This window comes from Roseburia sp. MSJ-14, from assembly GCF_018918225.1.
Lineage (GTDB): Bacteria > Bacillota > Clostridia > Lachnospirales > Lachnospiraceae > Petralouisia.
Window position 1 is genome coordinate 1 of sequence record NZ_JAHLQD010000006.1, and the last position, 17,918, is coordinate 17,918.

The following is a 17,918-nucleotide window of genomic DNA, read 5'->3' on the forward strand; positions in this document are numbered from 1 at the left end:
TACATCCATCTTGGATAAACCATTCCTTCTTGTATATTTTCCTTTGATGCATAATCTCCACTTCCACTAATTGTCAGCTTTCCTTCTGAATCAATCGTCCAATCCAAATCACATGATTTTCCGGAATATACAACCTTTGCTCCATTCACAGTTCCATCCATACTTTCTGACTGTTCTTGCTCGGAAACTTCGGATTGGTTTTCCTCTTCCTTATTCTGTTCTTGTTCAGAAACTTCGGATTGGTTTTCCTCTTCCTTATTCTGTTCTTGTTCCTGCTGGGTAACTTCCGGTTGCTGAATGTTCTCCGCTTGCTCCTGATTGGAAACTTTTGACCGGTTTTCTTCTTCCGGCTGAGTCTGCTCTATATCCTCCGGTTGGTTCTCTTCTTCCGGCTGTGTCTGCTCTTCACCTTCCAATTGGTTCTGTTCCTCAATATTAATTACCTCTTCTCCCATTTCTGCTGCTCTGACCGTCACCGGACTTGACGTAAACATAACGGCTGCACACAGCAACATTGCCATCTTTTGTTTCATGTTATTTGCTCCCTTCATAGTTTTCTATTTTTTTCCAAGTTATATAATAACTCTCTTCTTTATCATTTGCAATTATATTTTTACTCCATTTGCAATTGTTCCATAGCATGTAATATATGAATACGCATGGCATTCCTTGCCCCTTCCGCATTTCTTCCTTTTAAAAAGTCCATTAACATTCTGTGATCAATCAAGGTTGCCTGTACTGCTTCTTCATGGATTTTAGATAAACGTACCCCCTTGTTAATTCCTTCATAAATCACCGGCATTAACTGATTCATAAACTCATTATGAGTTGCTTTTGCAATGGACTTATGAAATGCCTGCTCTACCTCAGTTCGGTCTTTTCCCCGGCGAATCCGTTCTTCTATTTCCGTGCCCAAACTAAGGATTCTTTCTATCTCTTTATCCGTGGCGCGAAGAGACGCATAATATGCAGCTTCCGGTTCAAATATCAAACGCATCTCATACAAATCACGCGCCTTTACCTTGGCTGATGTGAGCGGAACCAATTTCTTGGGATTTTCTATCTGCAAATCTTCTCTTACAAATGTTCCTCTTCCCCGGCGAATTTCTAAAATTTCCCCTGTCACAAGAATACGAATAGCTTCTCGCAATGTAGTTCTGCTTATTTTCAATTCTTCTGATAATACATTTTCGTTTGGCAACTTATCTCCCGGTAAAAAACGTTTTTCTACTGTAATCATGGATAATATACTATCTGCCGCACGATCTGATAGTCTCCCTTTTTGTTCCATATCTTCTCTTTCTCCTATACTTTCAGTTACTATGTACCCTTAACCTTCTGCTAAAAATCCATGAATCTCCTCTATGGTACCCTGATATTCAAGATTTAGCATCATACGTTCTAATTCTTTCAAAAACGCTTCTTCCCGCATCGGGTATGAATATTCTTTCAAATCCTCTAATGCCTTTTGCGCTTCTTCTAATTCAAATTCTTCCATTTTTTCTGCAATGTACTTCAAAGTTTTCCGCTCTATTTCTTCTTTTTGCGGTTTATTTTCCTGAGGCTTTTCTATTTTCTTTTTCACCTCTTGCAACGTTTCCCGAAGATTTTCTATCAGTTCTGCTAAATGTGACTCCACAAATTCACGATTTCCGGCTTTTCCTTCGTTTTCTATCTCTTCTGCAAGATTTCCCAACTTCTCTGCTCCTATATTCCTACTGGCACTCTTTATGCCATGCACTTGTATCAGGAATCCATCAAAATCTTTTTTGTACATCTTTTCCAACTGTTCTGTCATGGCAGAAACCTGATAATAGTAACTCTTATAAATATCCTGTTCATTTTCTGTTTTTTGTGGCATTCCATACTGCTGTTTATCTTTAAGGTATATTTCTAACACTTGCTCCAGATTTGCGCGCTCTAAGGGCTTTATCAACACTTTTTCAAATCCTGCATTTTTCAATTGATGTATTGCCACTTCGTCACTTTGTGCCGTCAAGGCAATTGCCGGCACTTCACATCCCATTTCCCGTATTTTTTGCAATGTCTCAATTCCACTCATCTCAGGCATCATTTGGTCAATTAACAGAATATCATAGTTTTCCTCTTTAACTGCTTCTATTGCCTGACTTCCTGAGCTTACACCTTTTGTCTGTATATGATATAAGCCTAACATTCCCTTTGCCACAATCAAATTGGTTTCCATATCATCTACAATTAATGCTTTTGACTCAGGATAAATAAAACTTTGTACTCCTGTTTCTTCTGCTGCTCTTACCAATGGCAGGGATACTATAAAAGTACTTCCCTTTCCCAATTCAGTTTCCACTTGAATAGTCCCTTTCATCATTTCAACCAAACTTCTGGTAATGGAAAGACCTAAGCCTGTTCCTTTATAATTCGTTTCTGTATCTTCTCCTACCTGTATGTACTTTTCAAATATATGCTCTGCATCTTCCTTTTCCATACCTATTCCTGTATCACTGACTTGAAATATTATTCTTGCTTCCTTCTCTTTTTCCTCTACCGATACTTTTAGTATAACGCTTCCTTCCTTCGTATACTTCATTGCATTACTCAAAAGATTCATTAGTACAGACTGTACTTTTCTACTATCACCTATTAAAAAACATGGGACATTTTCGTCTTTTTCCACTTTAAATTCCACTTTTTCACTTTTCTTTTCCTGAAACATAAAGTAAAACTCTTCTAACATTTTTTCCAGAGAATATTTTACTTCTTTTACTACGACCTTCCCCGCTTCTATTTTTGAAAAGTCTAATATTTCATTAATTGTTTCTAACAAGCGTTCTCCTGCCTCTTGCATCATTCCTAACACACTCTTAAGTTCCGGGTCTTGTGTCTTTTGCTTATATACTTCGCTAATTCCAATAATGACATTCATAGGGGTACGAATTTCATGACTGACATTTGCCAAAAAAGCACTCTTTTGTTCATTCTCGGTTTCTGCCTGTCTTTTCATCTCTACCAACTGTTCTGTGTACTTTTTAGAATCTGTAATATCATATAGACAAACTGAATATCCTCTTTGATGTTTTTCCAAATATACTTCGGAACGCTTCCATGCATAACAACGGTTTTCACTTTCCAGTTGTCCCTCTATTGCACTTTCAAAAAACTCTTTGGTCTTTGGAATCATTGTTTGAATATTTTGTCCACGCTCCAATTGTTTCAATTCCGGCAATACTTTTCTTGCATAGAGATTCGAATTCAAATATCCATATCGTAAATCTACAATAATCAATCCAATATCCATAGTTTCCACTACCAGATTTCTTGCATGCTCTACCACCTGCAAAAAATGGTATCTGTTTACTACCAACAATATCAATATACTTTGTATTAACATGCCAACCGGTTCTATTTTATAATAATTATTATCTTTGATAAAATACAAGCCACTGGTAATGCAGGGAATAGATGTTGCAATTACCAATAGGCGATACTTCATCCATTCATTTCTTCCTGTTCTTTTTCTCCGTCTTATACACACACAAAGACACACACAAAACAACAGAAAAATATTCAAAAAGATGCTCCACATATAAACATAGGCTCCAATTCCCGGCTCTACCTGCAAACAAGCTTTTCCATCTACCTCCTGAATAAATTTCTTTTTATAAAATAACGAATGCCAATCATTGGTAAATCGGATGATTAAAAGAATTGAAAAATAAACCGTCACCATATTCAACAGCCTTCTAGACCATGGGCGGTTTATTAAATATCCAACCAGTTTCCACATTCCAAGGAAAAAGCAGACTTCTGCCATCATATAAAGTATGTCAGATATTTCATGTATATAACTTCTTTCCATGGCTCCGGTAAGTGCTCCTACTAAATTGTAAGCAAATACAGATACCATAATTAAAAGCAATGTACCTCGTTCGGTACATTGCTTTCTAAAACATAATGTAACTATAATATTCAAGCAAACTACCACTGCTATTATTTGTAAAATCACAAGCATATCAGACATCTTCTTCTCCTAAAACACTTTTTATTCTCTCTTTTAAATACGATGGTTCGAATGGCTTTAATATATAATCTTCTGCCTGTATATTCCTACACTCCAATACAGTCTGTATATCATGCAATGCCGATACAAAAATAACCGGTATATGCTCCGGAAAACGTTCTCGTATTTCCTTTACTGTTTCTATTCCGTTTTTATCCGGCATCGCCACATCCATCAGAATCAAATCCGGCTTTTTCTTTTTCAAAAATTCCAACGCTTGTTGTCCTGATTTTACCATTGAAATCTTATATTTACCTGCCAGAATTCCTTTGATTTGCTGAAGGCTTGATACCATATCATCTACTGCAAGAATATGATATATCTTCTGATTGCGGCCTTTTTCATTTTCTTCAATTTCATCTGCAACCATAGCATGCGTTCCACTCTGTTTTACAATTGTAATATTTCTATTTTTAGCGGTATCACGCAAGTCTAACACTTGTCCATCCAATAACTTCACTTTCGGACGCACACGGTCATTTTTATTGTTTTCCATTACTACCGCCTGCTGTCCATCGGACAGTTCTACCATCATTCCTTTCGGATAAATGGTAACATAGTTTGCAAATATCTCTACTATTTTTTGATCAAATAATGTTCCGCAACCACCCATCAGGTATTCAAATGATTCTGAATAAGAACAAGCTTCTTTATATGGGCGTTTGGAAGACAGAGCATCATACACATCTGCCACATGAATAATTTTGGCAAATGGATGTATCTTGTCGCCTGGCAAACCATTGGGATAACCACTTCCGTCCTCATTTTCGTGATGACACAATACCCCTGCTTTTACTCTTGCCGGAATATTCCATCTGTCATACAACATGTCATAGGACAACTGTGGATGTCTTCTAACCACTTCATTTTCCATGGCATTTAACTTTCCCGGTTTGTTCAAGATTCGTTGGTCAATTAAAATTTTTCCAAGATCATGGCACATAGCCGACAAACACAAATCCTTTAACTCTGCTGTGTCATATCCCACTCCCATACCAATTATGGTAGATAATACTGCAACATTTACTGAGTGACGATATATGTAATCATCATATGATTTTAAATCCATAATATCCAAAGAAAGTACTTTTGCCTGAGAAATCTGTTCTACAATCTTTCCAGATACATCCATTGTTGCATCCATATCCAACTCTCTCAAGGACATTGCTGCATTTGTACGCAATTCCATGGATATAATTTCTTCTACATGAATGTCCCTTGACCAATCATCGTCAATATATACTCCGGGATATCCTCGTTCTTTTAATTTTCGAATTAATTCCTGTGATAACTCTTTTCCCTCTGATAAAAGTGTCCGCGCAGTGAAGTCATAAATGCCTCTTCCTAATATCATTCCAGGTTGTACATCATCCATGATGACATATCTCATAGCAACCTATCTTCCTTTCTTTTGCATAATCCTAGAGGAATATTCTAACATACTTTTTCAAATATCACTAGTGTTGTATGGAAAAAACCTCTAACTTGTTACTTTAGTACCTTGTTCAATTAAGAAAGATAAGAGACTACACAGATTTCTCTGCCTAGTCCCTCCTGTGAATAATTATGTTTTAATCGTTCTCTTTTAATAAGTGTTCCGACAAAGGATTTCATTAGTTGCCTCCACTATCTACGCTTAGTTAAAGTACACTAACTCATCTTCCGGTTTCTCTGCCGGCTGTACATCTAATGTATACAATACCGGGCCTTTACCCTTATATTCAATAGCAAATTCTGTATGCATCTCCGCTGTAATGGTAATCCATGACTTGTGTGGAATCTCAGATGCTTTATCGTATTTGCACTTGAATCCCACAAAGGTAATATCCTCTGCACAGCAAGTCATTGCAAAACGTCCCGGTACAAATACACCTTTTTTCAACTTCTCCGGACGATAAACCAATGCTAAGAAACGTACTTTTTTGCCTTCGTACTTTCTTGGATCATCTAATGCATCCATGTACCAGATACCATAATCCATATCGGTAATGTCTATAATATCCTGATTTAAGTCATATGGTAATTCTTCCATCTCACCATTGTCCACTGTTCCGTCCGCACGTTCATAAGCAATCTGTGCCTTTCGGTTAATTACTTTAATTGCACGACGGAATTTTCCCTTCGGTGTATTGTCATCGCAACGATTGATAATTACCACATCTGCCTGAAAGATTTGTTCCATAATCATAGCTCGCATATTTGCAAGATACATGTCAAATGTTGTTGCATCTACGGTAGCCAATGCCTGTACAATCATCCACCCCTTCGGAAGATTCATTTCCATTAATGTTGCCATTTCCCAAGTTCCATTGTATTCAATGAATACCTGATCCGGCTTATACTGATTATCTAATTCTTTTAATTTTTCCTCAGTAAACTCCTCTTCCTCTTCAATCATGACAAGTTTTGTATTGGCTTTTGCAAGTTCTGCCTCATCATACTCCACTTCGCCATCTTCGCAGGCAATCAAAAGAGTTTTTGCTCCTTCTCCAAAATTTTCTTCAATTAGTGTTTCTTTTATCAGGGATGTCTTTCCACTATCCATAAAACCTGAAAACAGATATACAGGTATTTCCATCTCTTCACAACCTCTCTTAGTTAATGCCGAATAACTCTTTCAGCTTATTTTCCTCTACATTGGTTCCAATTACACAAAGTCTTCCGGTGTAATCCGGTTCGCCGGTACGCAACTCATACTCACCATCTACCATGTCAAAGTAAATCCATGTGCCATCTTCCGATGGAACGATTCCCTTTGCTCTCAAAATCACGCCATAATCTTCTGTTTCACAGAAGGCTTTTAATGCGTTTTCAATAGTTTCTTTCTTAAATACATGTGGTGTCTCAGTCCCCCAGCTTGTAAATACATCATCTGCATGATGGTGATGATGATGTTCGTGGTCGTGATCATGGTCATGGCATCCACAGGTACAATCTTCTCCATGGTCGTGGTCATGGTCGTGATGGTGTTCATGCTCGTGGTCGTGATCATGGTCGTGATGATGCTCATGCTCGTGGTCGTGATGGTGTTCATGCTCGTGGTCGTGATCATGGTCATGGCATCCACAAGTACAATCTTCTCCATGGTCGTGGTCATGATCGTGATGATGCTCATGCTCGTGGTCATGATGATGTTCTTCCATCAGTTCTTCTTCTAAGGATTTCTTTTCTTCTATTACCTTATAAATTTGTTTTCCGTCAATTTCATCCCATGGAGTAGTAATGATTGCAGCTTCTGGATTCTTTTCCTGAACTGCCTTTACAACTACTTCTGTCTGTTCCGGTTTTGCATTCTGTGTACGGCTTAATACCACAACTGTTGCATATTCAATCTGGTTATTAAAGAACTCTCCAAATGCCTTCATTTGTTTCGTTGCTTTTAATGTATTTACTACGGTAATACGTCCGTTTAATTTTACATCCTGCTCTTCTTCTACATCTTTTACAGACTTCATAACGTCAGATAATTTACCTACTCCGGATGGCTCAATTAAAATACGATCCGGATGAAAACGTTCAATCACTTCACGAAGATTTTTTCCAAAATCTCCAACTAAAGAACAGCAAATACAACCGGAATTCATTTCTGTGATTTCGATACCGGAATCTTTTAAAAATCCTCCGTCAATTCCAACCTCTCCAAACTCATTTTCAATCAGTACGATTTTTTCTCCCTTGAAAACATCCTCTAACATCTTTTTAATAAAGGTTGTTTTTCCTGCACCTAAGAAACCTGAAATAATATCAATTTTTGTCATTTTACTTTCCTCCTTGTATTTTTCTAACCATGCCTTTATCCACTAAAAAAACAGGACGGTATGATAATTTTGCTTTTCTAAGACCTTCCGAACCGGTATCTTCTTCCCGGTTCACATAAAGGTAATCTTTTGCTGCATGTGCAGCAAATTGTTGATTAATAATAGGATACGCTCCCTGAACATCTGAAAACGCTTTTTCTATATGCACCACAAATGTATCGGGATTCAATGGTTCGCCTATGGCAAATGCCACCACACGACCACCTGCTCGAATAAGACCACCGGAAAGTTTTAGTTCTTCCAGTAAGCGCAACGCATTTAGCGCGACACTCATCTCATCTCGCTTCTCTACGTCTTTTTCACACTGGTTTATCTCTCTCCATTCCAATGCCATTTGAAAACATTCTTCTACATTTTCTCTTGTAATCGGTTCATAGCACCAGTCCGGATATGTCTCTTTAAACTTATTAATGTGATTACGCTTCCCATGCAACTTCTTTCCTGCCAGTGTAATGAGCTTTTCTGTTTCATATACATAATCGGCACTATCCCGGTTATATGTTATCTCAAACATCCCCGGATACCAGAGGTTCAACAACTCAAACTCCGGTTCCTGCACCAGATGTAAATGCATTTCCAGATTTTGCTCCAAAAACCATTGTATCATAACATCCATAGCTTTGTGAATACATTCCTTCTCACCTGCCGGAAATGTAATACTGGTACCATCACATTCTGCCAGACTTCGGAAAATCAACGTATCTTCTACTATTGCATAATCTACCGGATATTTACTGCTCCACAAATAAACATTCGCAAAGACAAGTTCACAACTTCGATAGGTTTTCTGCTCTAAGTACTTCTCTATTAACTCTCTATCCTCTAATTTAATTTTTTTAAATGGTATCTCCATAAATCTCCCATCTGGCAAACTGCATGTTATAAAGCTTTGCATAAATGCCTTCTTTATTAAAAGCATTTCCTTAAGTCGAACATTTATTATAGCACATTTTTACAATTTGTGCTAATCTATTAGCAGAATCAGAAAACTGCCTTAATTTTAAAGAGAGAAACCTCCTTTCTTTGGTTTCTCTCTTTTACATATTTCTATTTTTCAATTTTTATCCTTGAAACTTTTCAGACTGTTCACGAATTAATGCTTCATCAGAAAAATAATTAATTTTCATTGCATTTCTTACTTCGTCTAAGGTCTGCGCTGCTACCTTTTCTGCTTCTTCACTGCCCTTTTTCAATACATCATATACATAAGGAATGTCCTTCTGTAACTCTTTTCTACGGTTACGGATTGGCTCTAATACTTCCTGCAATACATTATTTAGGAATTTCTTTACTTTTACATCTCCTAAACCACCGCGCTGATAATGTGCCTTTAACTCACCTAGATTTGCATATTCCGGCAAATAACGTTCAAAATGCTCATCTTTACAAAATGCATCCAAATAGGTAAATACGGTATTGCCCTCTAAAGAACCCGGATCTTCTACGCGTAGGTGATTTGGATCTGTATACATACTCATAACTTTCTTTTTAATGTCATCTGCTTCTTCTGCAAGATAGATACAGTTTCCAAGAGATTTACTCATCTTAGCCTTTCCATCAATTCCCGGAAGTCGCATACATGCATCATTATCCGGTAGTAAAATCTTTGGCTCAACTAAAGTTTCTCCATATACGGAGTTAAACTTATGCACAATTTCCCTTGTCTGCTCTACCATTGGCATCTGGTCTTCACCTGCCGGAACAACAGTTGCTTTAAAGGCTGTAATATCTGCTGCCTGACTAATTGGATAAGTAAAGAATCCAACCGGTATACTTGCTTCAAAATTACGCATCTGAATCTCTGATTTAACAGTAGGGTTTCTCTGTAATCTTGATACAGTAACCAAATTCATATAATAAAAGGACAGCTCACATAACTCCGGTATTTGAGACTGAATAAACAACGTAGACTTTGCCGGGTCTAAACCGCATGCCATATAATCTAAGGCAACTTCTACGATATTCTGTCGTACCTTTTCCGGATTATCTGCGTTATCCGTTAATGCCTGCGCATCTGCTATCATAATAAATACTTTATCAAATTCTCCTGAATTCTGTAATTCTACTCTTCGTTTCAGTGATCCTACATAATGTCCTACATGAAGTTTTCCGGTAGGTCTGTCACCAGTCAATATAATTTTGCTCATTTCTATTCCTCCTGTTTTTACGAAATATTTCTTAAACTTACCATAATGTGACATGGTATTTCCTATTGTATAAAAAAACTCTTATCCATACAGGATAAGAGTTTAAATGCCACCATGTACATACTATCATATGTCTCCCCGGTAACGGCAGGGATTCCGTCAACGCCTACTACAATTCGGGCTGCCCTCATGAGTCCATTCCATATGCTTCAAATACTGTCTTGCACCATCCAACAGCTCTCTGAAATTCTTCACATACTTACTATTCTCAGTCATCAGTTTCACTTCTTACACTATAATATATCCCCACTTTTCTGTCAAGGTTTAACACAATTTCATTGCATCTTCTACGATTTGTTCTTTGGTTAAACGATTTTCTTTTAATACTTCATTTACATCATATCTGTCTATAAATTCTTTTTTCAGTCCGTAGTTTAAAACCTTCATATCAGAAGCACCATAGAATCTGGAAATTTTTTCACCAAATCCTCCATCTAACACACCATCTTCTAAGGTAATCACTACCTGATGTTCTGCTTTTAATTCTTCTAATAATTTATCGTCTGTTCCCGTGATATACATTGGGTTGATGAGTGTTGGCTGCACTCCTGTTTCTTTTGCAATCTCCTTGGCAACTTCCTGTCCCAGTGAATAGAATGTACCCAATGCCAAGATTGCTACTTTACTTCCCTTTTGTGTCACTTCATATTGATTAAGCTTTCCAAAATCCTTGGTCACTGTTTTTCCATTGGATATCACGGCTCCACCCGGTACACGAATTGCTACCGGATGCTCTTTTTGGGAAATGCTCCACTCTACCATTGCCAGATATTCTTCCTTGGTAGTTGGTGCTAAATATACCAGATTTGGAATATTGGACATCATTGGTATATCGTAAATTCCAAGATGTGTTACATCATTCATTCCATATACAGATGCTGCAAATACAAGAATAGTTGCCGGATTGTTATTGATACACAAGTCCTGTGATAACTGGTCATATGTTCTTTGAATAAAGGTACTGTATACACCATACACCGGATTGCCACCATTTGCTGCAATACCTGACGCTAATCCAACGGCATGTTCTTCTGCAATTCCCACATCTACAAACTGGCTTCCAGCTTCTTTTCTCTTATCTTCGGTAAATCCAAATACAGTTGGTGTTGCGGAGGTAATTCCAACCAGAGTTTTATCTTCTTTCATTTTTTTCATAAGAAACTCTGCGGTCATGCTTCCATAATCTTCCCCATCAAAGGAAACGGTTGATTTTCCTGTTTCTTTATCAAATGGCATACACCAATGCCACTGTTCTTTATGCTCTTCTGCTAACGCATATCCTTTTCCCTTTTGGGTACAAATGTGCACTACAATCGGATGATTGATGTCTTTTACCTTCTGAAAAGCTTCTATTAGTTTTTCTACATCATTTCCTTCTTTCACAAAAAGATAATCCAATCCCATGGCTTTAAACAGGTTGCATTCTGCCTTTCCTTCGGTATCACGAAGTAATTTTAAGTTCTGGTACATTCCACCGTGATTTTCTGCAATAGACATATCGTTGTCATTTACAACAATAATCATATTACTCTTAAGTTCCGGTGCAAAATCCAATCCTTCTAAGGCTTCTCCTCCGCTTAAAGAACCGTCACCAATAATGGCAATAATATTTTCTTTTTCCCCTTTTAAGTCTCTTGCCTTTGCCAATCCACATGCAAGACTTACAGAAGTAGAGGTATGACCAATGTTAAAAAAGTCATGCTCGCTTTCCTCCGGATTACTGTAACCGGACACATCATCATATTTTTCTTCATAAAGAAATGCATCTTTTCTGCCTGTGAGCATTTTATGACAATAACTCTGGTGAGATACATCATATACCATTTTATCTTTTGGAGAATCAAATACATAATGTAACGCAATGATTGCTTCTACCATTCCAAAGTTTGGTCCAAAATGACCGCCGTGTTTACTGAGTTTATTTAATAATGCTGTTCGCATTTCTGCTGCTAATGCTTCTAACTGCTCTTTATTTAAACTTCTTACATCTGCTGGTTGATTAATCTTTTCTAAATACATTTTTTCTTCCTTTCTATTATTTACATGCATCTTTTTCCCATGTGAGTTTTCCGGTTTCTATCGCTTTTTCATATCTTGAAATCTTATAATTCAGGCGTTCTAAGGTTGTATCAATCTGTCTTTTCTGTTCTAGCAATGCTTCTCTTTGATCTACCAAAAGCTGCAATCTTGCAGGAATGGTCTGATCTCCTTCCTGATATAATCTGACATACTCAATCATAGCTTCAACCGGAAGCCCTGCACTTCGCATACAGATTGCCAGTTCTACCCAACTCAGATCTGTTTCCTGATAGTCTCGAATCCTTCCACCGGTTCTTGTTACAGGTGGAATCATTCCAACCCGCTCATAGTAACGCAACGTGTCCTGGGAAATATTATATTTTTCACTTACTTCCTTGATTGTCATCTCTAACACCCACCTCCTCTTTTCGGAACTGGTTCTATTGTAATCCTTAGAGTTTACTCCAAGTCAAGTACTTTTTTATCTTTTTATCTTTTATCTTTTTATCTTTCCCTTTTTATATTTCCCCATCCGTAGAAGCAAAATACGTTCCTATCATCATAATCACCAGTGCTATCAAAAACCATATGGTTGGTGTCTGTCGGAATATTACAAAGGAAACTGCCACCCCGATAAAGGGAGAAATGGCATAGTACGCACTGGTCTTTGCCGCCCCTAAATATCTTTGTGCATATATGTAGAAAAAAATACTCAATCCGTATGCTACAAATCCCAGCAATAACGCACCTAAAATATAAATAAGCTTTGGTATGGGTTCTCGCATAATCAGTGCAATTACAAATGAACCCATTCCGGAACAAAATCCCTTGATAATGACAATCTCAATGGGACTCTTTTCCGAAAGCATTCGGGTGCAGTTGTTTTCAAATCCCCAGCAAACACATGCCAGCAACACGAATACTGAACCCATGGAAAAAGATAAACTACTAATATCTTCAAAAGATAATATCAAACTTGCTACTGTTACCAATCCTATGGCAATCCAAAGACGCTTTGAGATTGCCTCATGAAAAACCGCTAATGCAATCACAGAGGTTGCTACGATTTCAAAATTATTAAGTAAAGATGCATTGGCTGCCGTTGTCATGGTAAGTCCTGCCATAAGAAACAATGGTGCTGCAATATCTAATACTATCATTCCTATAGTATAGGGCAACTCTCTTCTGGTTAATGGTTTTTCTTTTACTTCTTTATGTGTTCCTTTTTGTATTATTTGAAGCAAAGATAATCCGATTCCTGCTCCTAAATATAAAAAAGCCGCCATCATGGTGGCGGAAACTTTACTTAATAATAACTTTGATACAGGCGCATTAATAGCATATAATGCTGCTGCAAGAACTGCAAAACCAATCGCCTGACTTTTCTTATCTCTTAACTTCATTCTTCTGCCTCCTCTTTTATAATAGCCATATCCCCCCATGGGGGATATGGCTATTATAGACCATCAGGCTTACGAATACAAGTCTATTCTTCTAAAATCCATACAGAAATGGAACCACCTTCCACACGAAACGTTCCACATCCGTCCTCTCCAATGGTTATTTTTTCCGGACATTTTTCCATTGCATCCCGGAATGTCTTGCCTGCAAACTGCTTTCCTACATACATTTGCTTACTCCCTCCCGGTCCGTCTGATATTAAAAGTGCAAGACCGGAGTTTTCTTTTTCCGGCATCCCTTCTCTTGTAAATCCAACTACATCCGGATGATCGTAGTAACTATGTTGTGGACCATATGCATAATCTTTTCGTAATTTTAAAAGTGTTTTTAATCCAGGTACGGGGGATATATTATCATGGGGAATTCCATAATAATCTCCATAAAATACGCACGGGATCCCTGCCTCCTGCAACAATATAATTCCATATGCCAATGGTTTAAACCACTCCATAACAAAAGACTGCAATGCCTGTCCCGGCTGTGTATCATGATTGTCTACAAAGGTGACGGCATGCCAACTACCTGTCTGCATCAGTGTATTTTGCAGAAGTCCGCGCATATCATAATTTCCTCCACCATGAGATGCATCGAAAAACTTAAAGTGAAGTGGTACATCAAATAATTGCATACATTTTCCTGTTTCGTTGAGATAATTCATAAGCTTATTATTGTCCGGACTCCAATATTCTCCTACTGCAAAAAAATCTGTTCCCTTATATTCTCGCATTTTACCAAGCCACTGATTAAAAAATTCAAAATTGATATGCTTTACTGCATCCAGACGCATTCCATCAATTCCGGTAGTATCCAGGTACCATTTGCCCCATTTTTCCAACTCCTTCATTACCTCAGGATTTCCCATATCCAAGTCGTCTCCCATCAGGTAATCGTAATTTCCATTTTCACTGTCTACGCCGGAATCCCACTCTTTTCCCCGAAAACGCAACAATGCCTTTTCTTTTCGTTCTTCATCCCAGTCTGTTCCGTCAAAATGTGTCCAATTCCACTGAAAATCAGAATACTTTCCCTTTCTTCCCGGAAAGGTAAATTTTGTCCATACTTCTACTTCTTCCTCTCCACTGATATCCTGAAAACGATTGCCCCAGTTTTCCTTAGTTGCTATGACTTTTTCCTGCTCGTCTGCTCCCATGCGGTGATTTAGAACAATATCTCCAAAAACTTTTATTCCCTGTTCCTGCATTGCCTTTATTGCTGCTATGTACTCTTCTTTTGTTCCATACTTGGTAGGAATGGTTCCTTTCTGGTCAAACTCTCCTAAATCATAAGTATCATATACTCCATATCCCACATCTTGAATTCCTGCAGCACCTTTATACGCAGGTGGAAGCCAGGCAAATGTAATACCATGTTCCGCAAGCTCCGGTGCTGCTTCTTTGCATCTTTTCCAATGCTGTGCATCTTCTGGCAAATACCATTCAAAATACTGCATCATTGTTTCGTTTTTCATAAGTCTTTCATTCCTTTTTTATGATTTCTTCTATTAATTGTTGGATTTTTTCTACTTGCAGGTCATCCATCCATACCTTAATCTGTTCAAATACCTTTTTATATTTCTCCGACATCTTACACTTCTTTACTTCCTCTAAGATTTCAAATATCTGCGAAAAAGCAAAGTTCTCAATATGATTTTCTATATTTCTTAAAACCTGAAAAATCATATCTTCCTGCAACATCTGTTCTGTCTCTTCCATATTTTCAAGCAAATCATACTTTTTCAATACTTCTTCTATCTTTTTCAACAATGCCTGGTATTCTTGAATAAAGGCTTCTACATGCTCATCAATATATGCATAATCTCCTTTTCTTCCCGCCATTTCCTGTGCTTTTGCCTTATCAGAAAGTTCTATCGCTCCCATATTCATTGCCGTACTTTTCATAGAATGTACCTTAATAGTATAATCTTCATAATTTTGTTGCTTTTGCAAGATTTTCAGCTCCTCTAGCTGCCTTTCTCCATAGTCCCAGGCAATCTTTAACACCTTAAGATAATCTTCCAAGCTTCCACCACAATTGTTAATTCCTGTTTGAACTTCCACCCCTTCCAGTGCATTTTCCAAATAAGCTATTTCTTTTTTCTCTCCTCCTTCACGCTCTTTGTCTGTTTCTTTTACCGCTGCCTGCTGTATCGTTATCTTTTCCTTTGGTAAAAATTTCACAAATAAACGCTCCATTTGCTTTAGATTGATTGGTTTACCCAAATACTCATCAAAACCCTGCTCCATTAATTCTCTTCGTGCTCCGCTGATTGCATCCGCAGTAAGTACAATTACCTTGCACACTCCACCTTTTGCATAATAGGGACTTATTTTGCGTATTTCTTCCATGGACTCTACTCCATTCATCTCAGGCATCATTTGATCCATAAAAATAAGCTGATACTGATTTTCCTTACACAACTCAATTGCTTCCATTCCACTTGACACCGTATCTACACGCAAGCCATATGACTTCATAATTCCACTTGCTACTCGTAGATTTACAAAATTATCATCTACTACCAAGACCTGTACATCTGATATTTGCATAACCCCAAGAGTACTGCCGTTTTGTTTCTCCTCTTCATGGGAATAGGACTCATCCATTGGTGAAGCATCTACTATTTCCTGTTCTAAAACAACCGTAAATACCGAACCTTTTCCATACTCACTGGCTACTTCGATTTTTCCTCCCATTAACTGTACATACCCATTTGCAATGGAAAGCCCCAATCCTGAACCTTCCACTCCATAATGCACCTTTTTATCTAACTGCTCAAAACTTTTAAATAAATGCTCCTGTTCTTCCGGATGTATTCCCACTCCCGTATCTGAAACTTTAAATTCCAGCTTTACTCTTGTATCGGTTCTGGATAATACCGATACTTCAAAAGAAACACTTCCTTCTTTTGTGTACTTTACTGCATTATTTAAAATGTTAATTAATACACCACGAATTCTTATTTTATCTCCATACAAACGGTTGGGTATATTGGAATCTACCTTCATATGAAAGTCCAATCCCTTTGCCCGTGCCTGGGTAGCAATAATTAAGGAAACATCTTTCAAAAGTCCGGATGTATAATATTTTCCAAGCACCAATTCCATTTTTCCGGATTCGATTTTAGAAATATCCAGTATATCATTGATAATTGCCAATAGATTATGGGACGACCACTTAATGTCCTGGATGTGTTCCCGCACTTCATCACTGATATCCATTTTCAATACTAACTCTGAAAAACCGATAATCGCATTCATTGGTGTTCGTATCTCATGGGACATATTAGCTAAAAATGTACTTTTTGCCTGATTTGCATACTCTGCCTCTTTTCTTGCCTCTTCCAAGCGTTTTACATACTTCATTCGTTCTGATAAATCTGTTACAAAAATGATATAACCAATCAAATCGCCATAATCATCGTAAATTTTATTTATCGTAAGACTACAATCTAACTGATTCTTCTGACATATCGTGTCGATATCCTTACTTTTTCCCTCAAAATCAAACACTTCCTTGTCTGTAATATTAAAAACATGCTCTATCTCTAATTCCCATTTACTATCTCTATCTACGCCAAATAGTGTGCATGCTGCGTCATTCAATATTTCAAGTTTCTTGTCAACATCATATACTAAAATAGGAATTTGCAACGAATAATATATGAATTCAGACATATTTTTTACAGTTATTCTGGAACGATTGATAACATTTACTGCCCAATACATTATTACCATTCCAACAAACTGTCCTATCGTACTTCCGGGAATTGCATAGATTCCAAACATAGGGAAAATTGTATCTAATAACATTCCAAATGCAATAACAATTTCTGCCATGAGCAACCGTTTTCCCAATACACGCAGTCTTTTTTCCTTTGCACATCTCATCATATAAAGAATAACCACCAGCATATTTAATGCAACAATTACGGTATATGCAGTATAAATATTATTCCAAACTCCTGCCTTAAAATAATATGTCATTCCCTGACGGTCTAACTTATATATAATCTGATTTCTTTGCATTATAAAAAAATAAATAATGATACCCAAAAAAGAAAATCCCTCCATAAAAATACGAATAGATTTTCTTATTCCCGACACATGACACACTAACATCTGCCCTGCAATCAGATAGGAAAACATCCCAATCATTCCTACTGCTCTCCAATGATGTGAAACATCCGGATTGGTCTGTATGATTAATCTCCAAAATCCCAGACTCCAGACTCCACTGGAAATACAAAATACTGACTGTACACGATTTTCAAAATACTTCCATCCATTATAATAAATGTTGCGTACAGCCAGATAAAATGCCATGACACAGCTGGCAAACAGTGTATATGAAAATGCATATTTCATTGTCTGTTCC

12 protein-coding genes and 1 pseudogene are annotated in these 17,918 nt (G+C 37.4%); all 13 read right to left on the reverse strand.

Annotated features, from left to right (window positions below; translation table 11 throughout):
• Window positions 1-533, reverse strand: a pseudogene (locus KQI83_RS02005) (hypothetical protein); the annotation flags it as partial.
• An 80-nt stretch (window positions 534-613) separates the two neighbouring features.
• Window positions 614-1,291, reverse strand: a complete 678-nt coding sequence (locus tag KQI83_RS02010; protein ID WP_216554334.1) for a FadR/GntR family transcriptional regulator — start codon at window positions 1,289-1,291, stop codon at window positions 614-616.
• A 39-nt stretch (window positions 1,292-1,330) separates the two neighbouring features.
• Window positions 1,331-4,000, reverse strand: a complete 2,670-nt coding sequence (locus tag KQI83_RS02015; protein WP_216554336.1) for an ATP-binding protein — start codon at window positions 3,998-4,000, stop codon at window positions 1,331-1,333.
• A complete protein-coding gene (locus KQI83_RS02020) occupies window positions 3,993-5,429 on the reverse strand; it encodes an HD domain-containing phosphohydrolase (protein ID WP_216554338.1) in 1,437 nt (478 codons plus the stop codon). The genes KQI83_RS02015 and KQI83_RS02020 overlap by 8 nt, the downstream gene beginning before the upstream one ends.
• A gap of 246 nt (window positions 5,430-5,675) precedes the next feature.
• Entirely contained in the window at window positions 5,676-6,617 is a 942-nt protein-coding gene (locus KQI83_RS02025) for a TIGR03943 family putative permease subunit (protein WP_216554340.1), read from the reverse strand.
• A gap of 16 nt (window positions 6,618-6,633) precedes the next feature.
• Window positions 6,634-7,797 (reverse strand): CobW family GTP-binding protein, encoded by a 1,164-nt coding sequence (locus KQI83_RS02030; RefSeq protein WP_216554342.1) that lies wholly within the window; start codon window positions 7,795-7,797, stop codon window positions 6,634-6,636.
• Window position 7,798: 1 nt separating this feature from the next.
• Window positions 7,799-8,752, reverse strand: a complete 954-nt coding sequence (locus KQI83_RS02035) for a DUF2156 domain-containing protein (protein WP_253295468.1) — start codon at window positions 8,750-8,752, stop codon at window positions 7,799-7,801.
• Window positions 8,753-8,918: 166 nt separating this feature from the next.
• Window positions 8,919-10,004, reverse strand: coding sequence for a tryptophan--tRNA ligase (gene trpS, locus KQI83_RS02040; protein ID WP_216554343.1), 1,086 nt, complete (start codon window positions 10,002-10,004; stop codon window positions 8,919-8,921).
• Window positions 10,005-10,328: 324 nt separating this feature from the next.
• A complete protein-coding gene (locus tag KQI83_RS02045) occupies window positions 10,329-12,083 on the reverse strand; it encodes a 1-deoxy-D-xylulose-5-phosphate synthase (protein ID WP_216554345.1) in 1,755 nt (584 codons plus the stop codon).
• 16 nt (window positions 12,084-12,099) lie between these two features.
• Window positions 12,100-12,489 carry a MerR family transcriptional regulator gene (locus KQI83_RS02050; RefSeq protein ID WP_216554471.1) on the reverse strand — a complete coding sequence of 130 codons (390 nt, stop codon included), beginning with the start codon at window positions 12,487-12,489 and terminating at the stop codon, window positions 12,100-12,102.
• 112 nt (window positions 12,490-12,601) lie between these two features.
• On the reverse strand, window positions 12,602-13,486 hold the full coding sequence (locus tag KQI83_RS02055; protein ID WP_216554347.1) for a DMT family transporter: 885 nt from the start codon (window positions 13,484-13,486) through the stop codon (window positions 12,602-12,604).
• An 83-nt stretch (window positions 13,487-13,569) separates the two neighbouring features.
• On the reverse strand, window positions 13,570-15,012 hold the full coding sequence (locus KQI83_RS02060) for an alpha-amylase (RefSeq protein WP_216554349.1): 1,443 nt from the start codon (window positions 15,010-15,012) through the stop codon (window positions 13,570-13,572).
• 7 nt (window positions 15,013-15,019) lie between these two features.
• Complete coding sequence (locus KQI83_RS02065) at window positions 15,020-17,908, reverse strand: PAS domain-containing hybrid sensor histidine kinase/response regulator (RefSeq protein ID WP_216554351.1); 2,889 nt, start codon at window positions 17,906-17,908, stop codon at window positions 15,020-15,022.
• Between the last annotated feature and the right edge of the window lie 10 nt (window positions 17,909-17,918).

Bases quoted from the DNA above. Each gene is read 5' to 3' on its own strand.
- KQI83_RS02010 (WP_216554334.1), bottom strand. From the start codon at position 1,291: ATGGAACAAAAAGGGAGACTATCAGATCGTGCGGCAGATAGTATATTA.
- KQI83_RS02015 (WP_216554336.1), bottom strand. From the start codon at position 4,000: ATGTCTGATATGCTTGTGATTTTACAAATAATAGCAGTGGTAGTTTGC.
- KQI83_RS02020 (WP_216554338.1), bottom strand. From the start codon at position 5,429: ATGAGATATGTCATCATGGATGATGTACAACCTGGAATGATATTAGGA.
- KQI83_RS02025 (WP_216554340.1), bottom strand. From the start codon at position 6,617: ATGGAAATACCTGTATATCTGTTTTCAGGTTTTATGGATAGTGGAAAG.
- KQI83_RS02030 (WP_216554342.1), bottom strand. From the start codon at position 7,797: ATGACAAAAATTGATATTATTTCAGGTTTCTTAGGTGCAGGAAAAACA.
- KQI83_RS02035 (WP_253295468.1), bottom strand. From the start codon at position 8,752: ATGCAAAGCTTTATAACATGCAGTTTGCCAGATGGGAGATTTATGGAG.
- trpS (WP_216554343.1), bottom strand. From the start codon at position 10,004: ATGAGCAAAATTATATTGACTGGTGACAGACCTACCGGAAAACTTCAT.
- KQI83_RS02045 (WP_216554345.1), bottom strand. From the start codon at position 12,083: ATGTATTTAGAAAAGATTAATCAACCAGCAGATGTAAGAAGTTTAAAT.
- KQI83_RS02050 (WP_216554471.1), bottom strand. From the start codon at position 12,489: ATGACAATCAAGGAAGTAAGTGAAAAATATAATATTTCCCAGGACACG.
- KQI83_RS02055 (WP_216554347.1), bottom strand. From the start codon at position 13,486: ATGAAGTTAAGAGATAAGAAAAGTCAGGCGATTGGTTTTGCAGTTCTT.
- KQI83_RS02060 (WP_216554349.1), bottom strand. From the start codon at position 15,012: ATGAAAAACGAAACAATGATGCAGTATTTTGAATGGTATTTGCCAGAA.
- KQI83_RS02065 (WP_216554351.1), bottom strand. From the start codon at position 17,908: ATGAAATATGCATTTTCATATACACTGTTTGCCAGCTGTGTCATGGCA.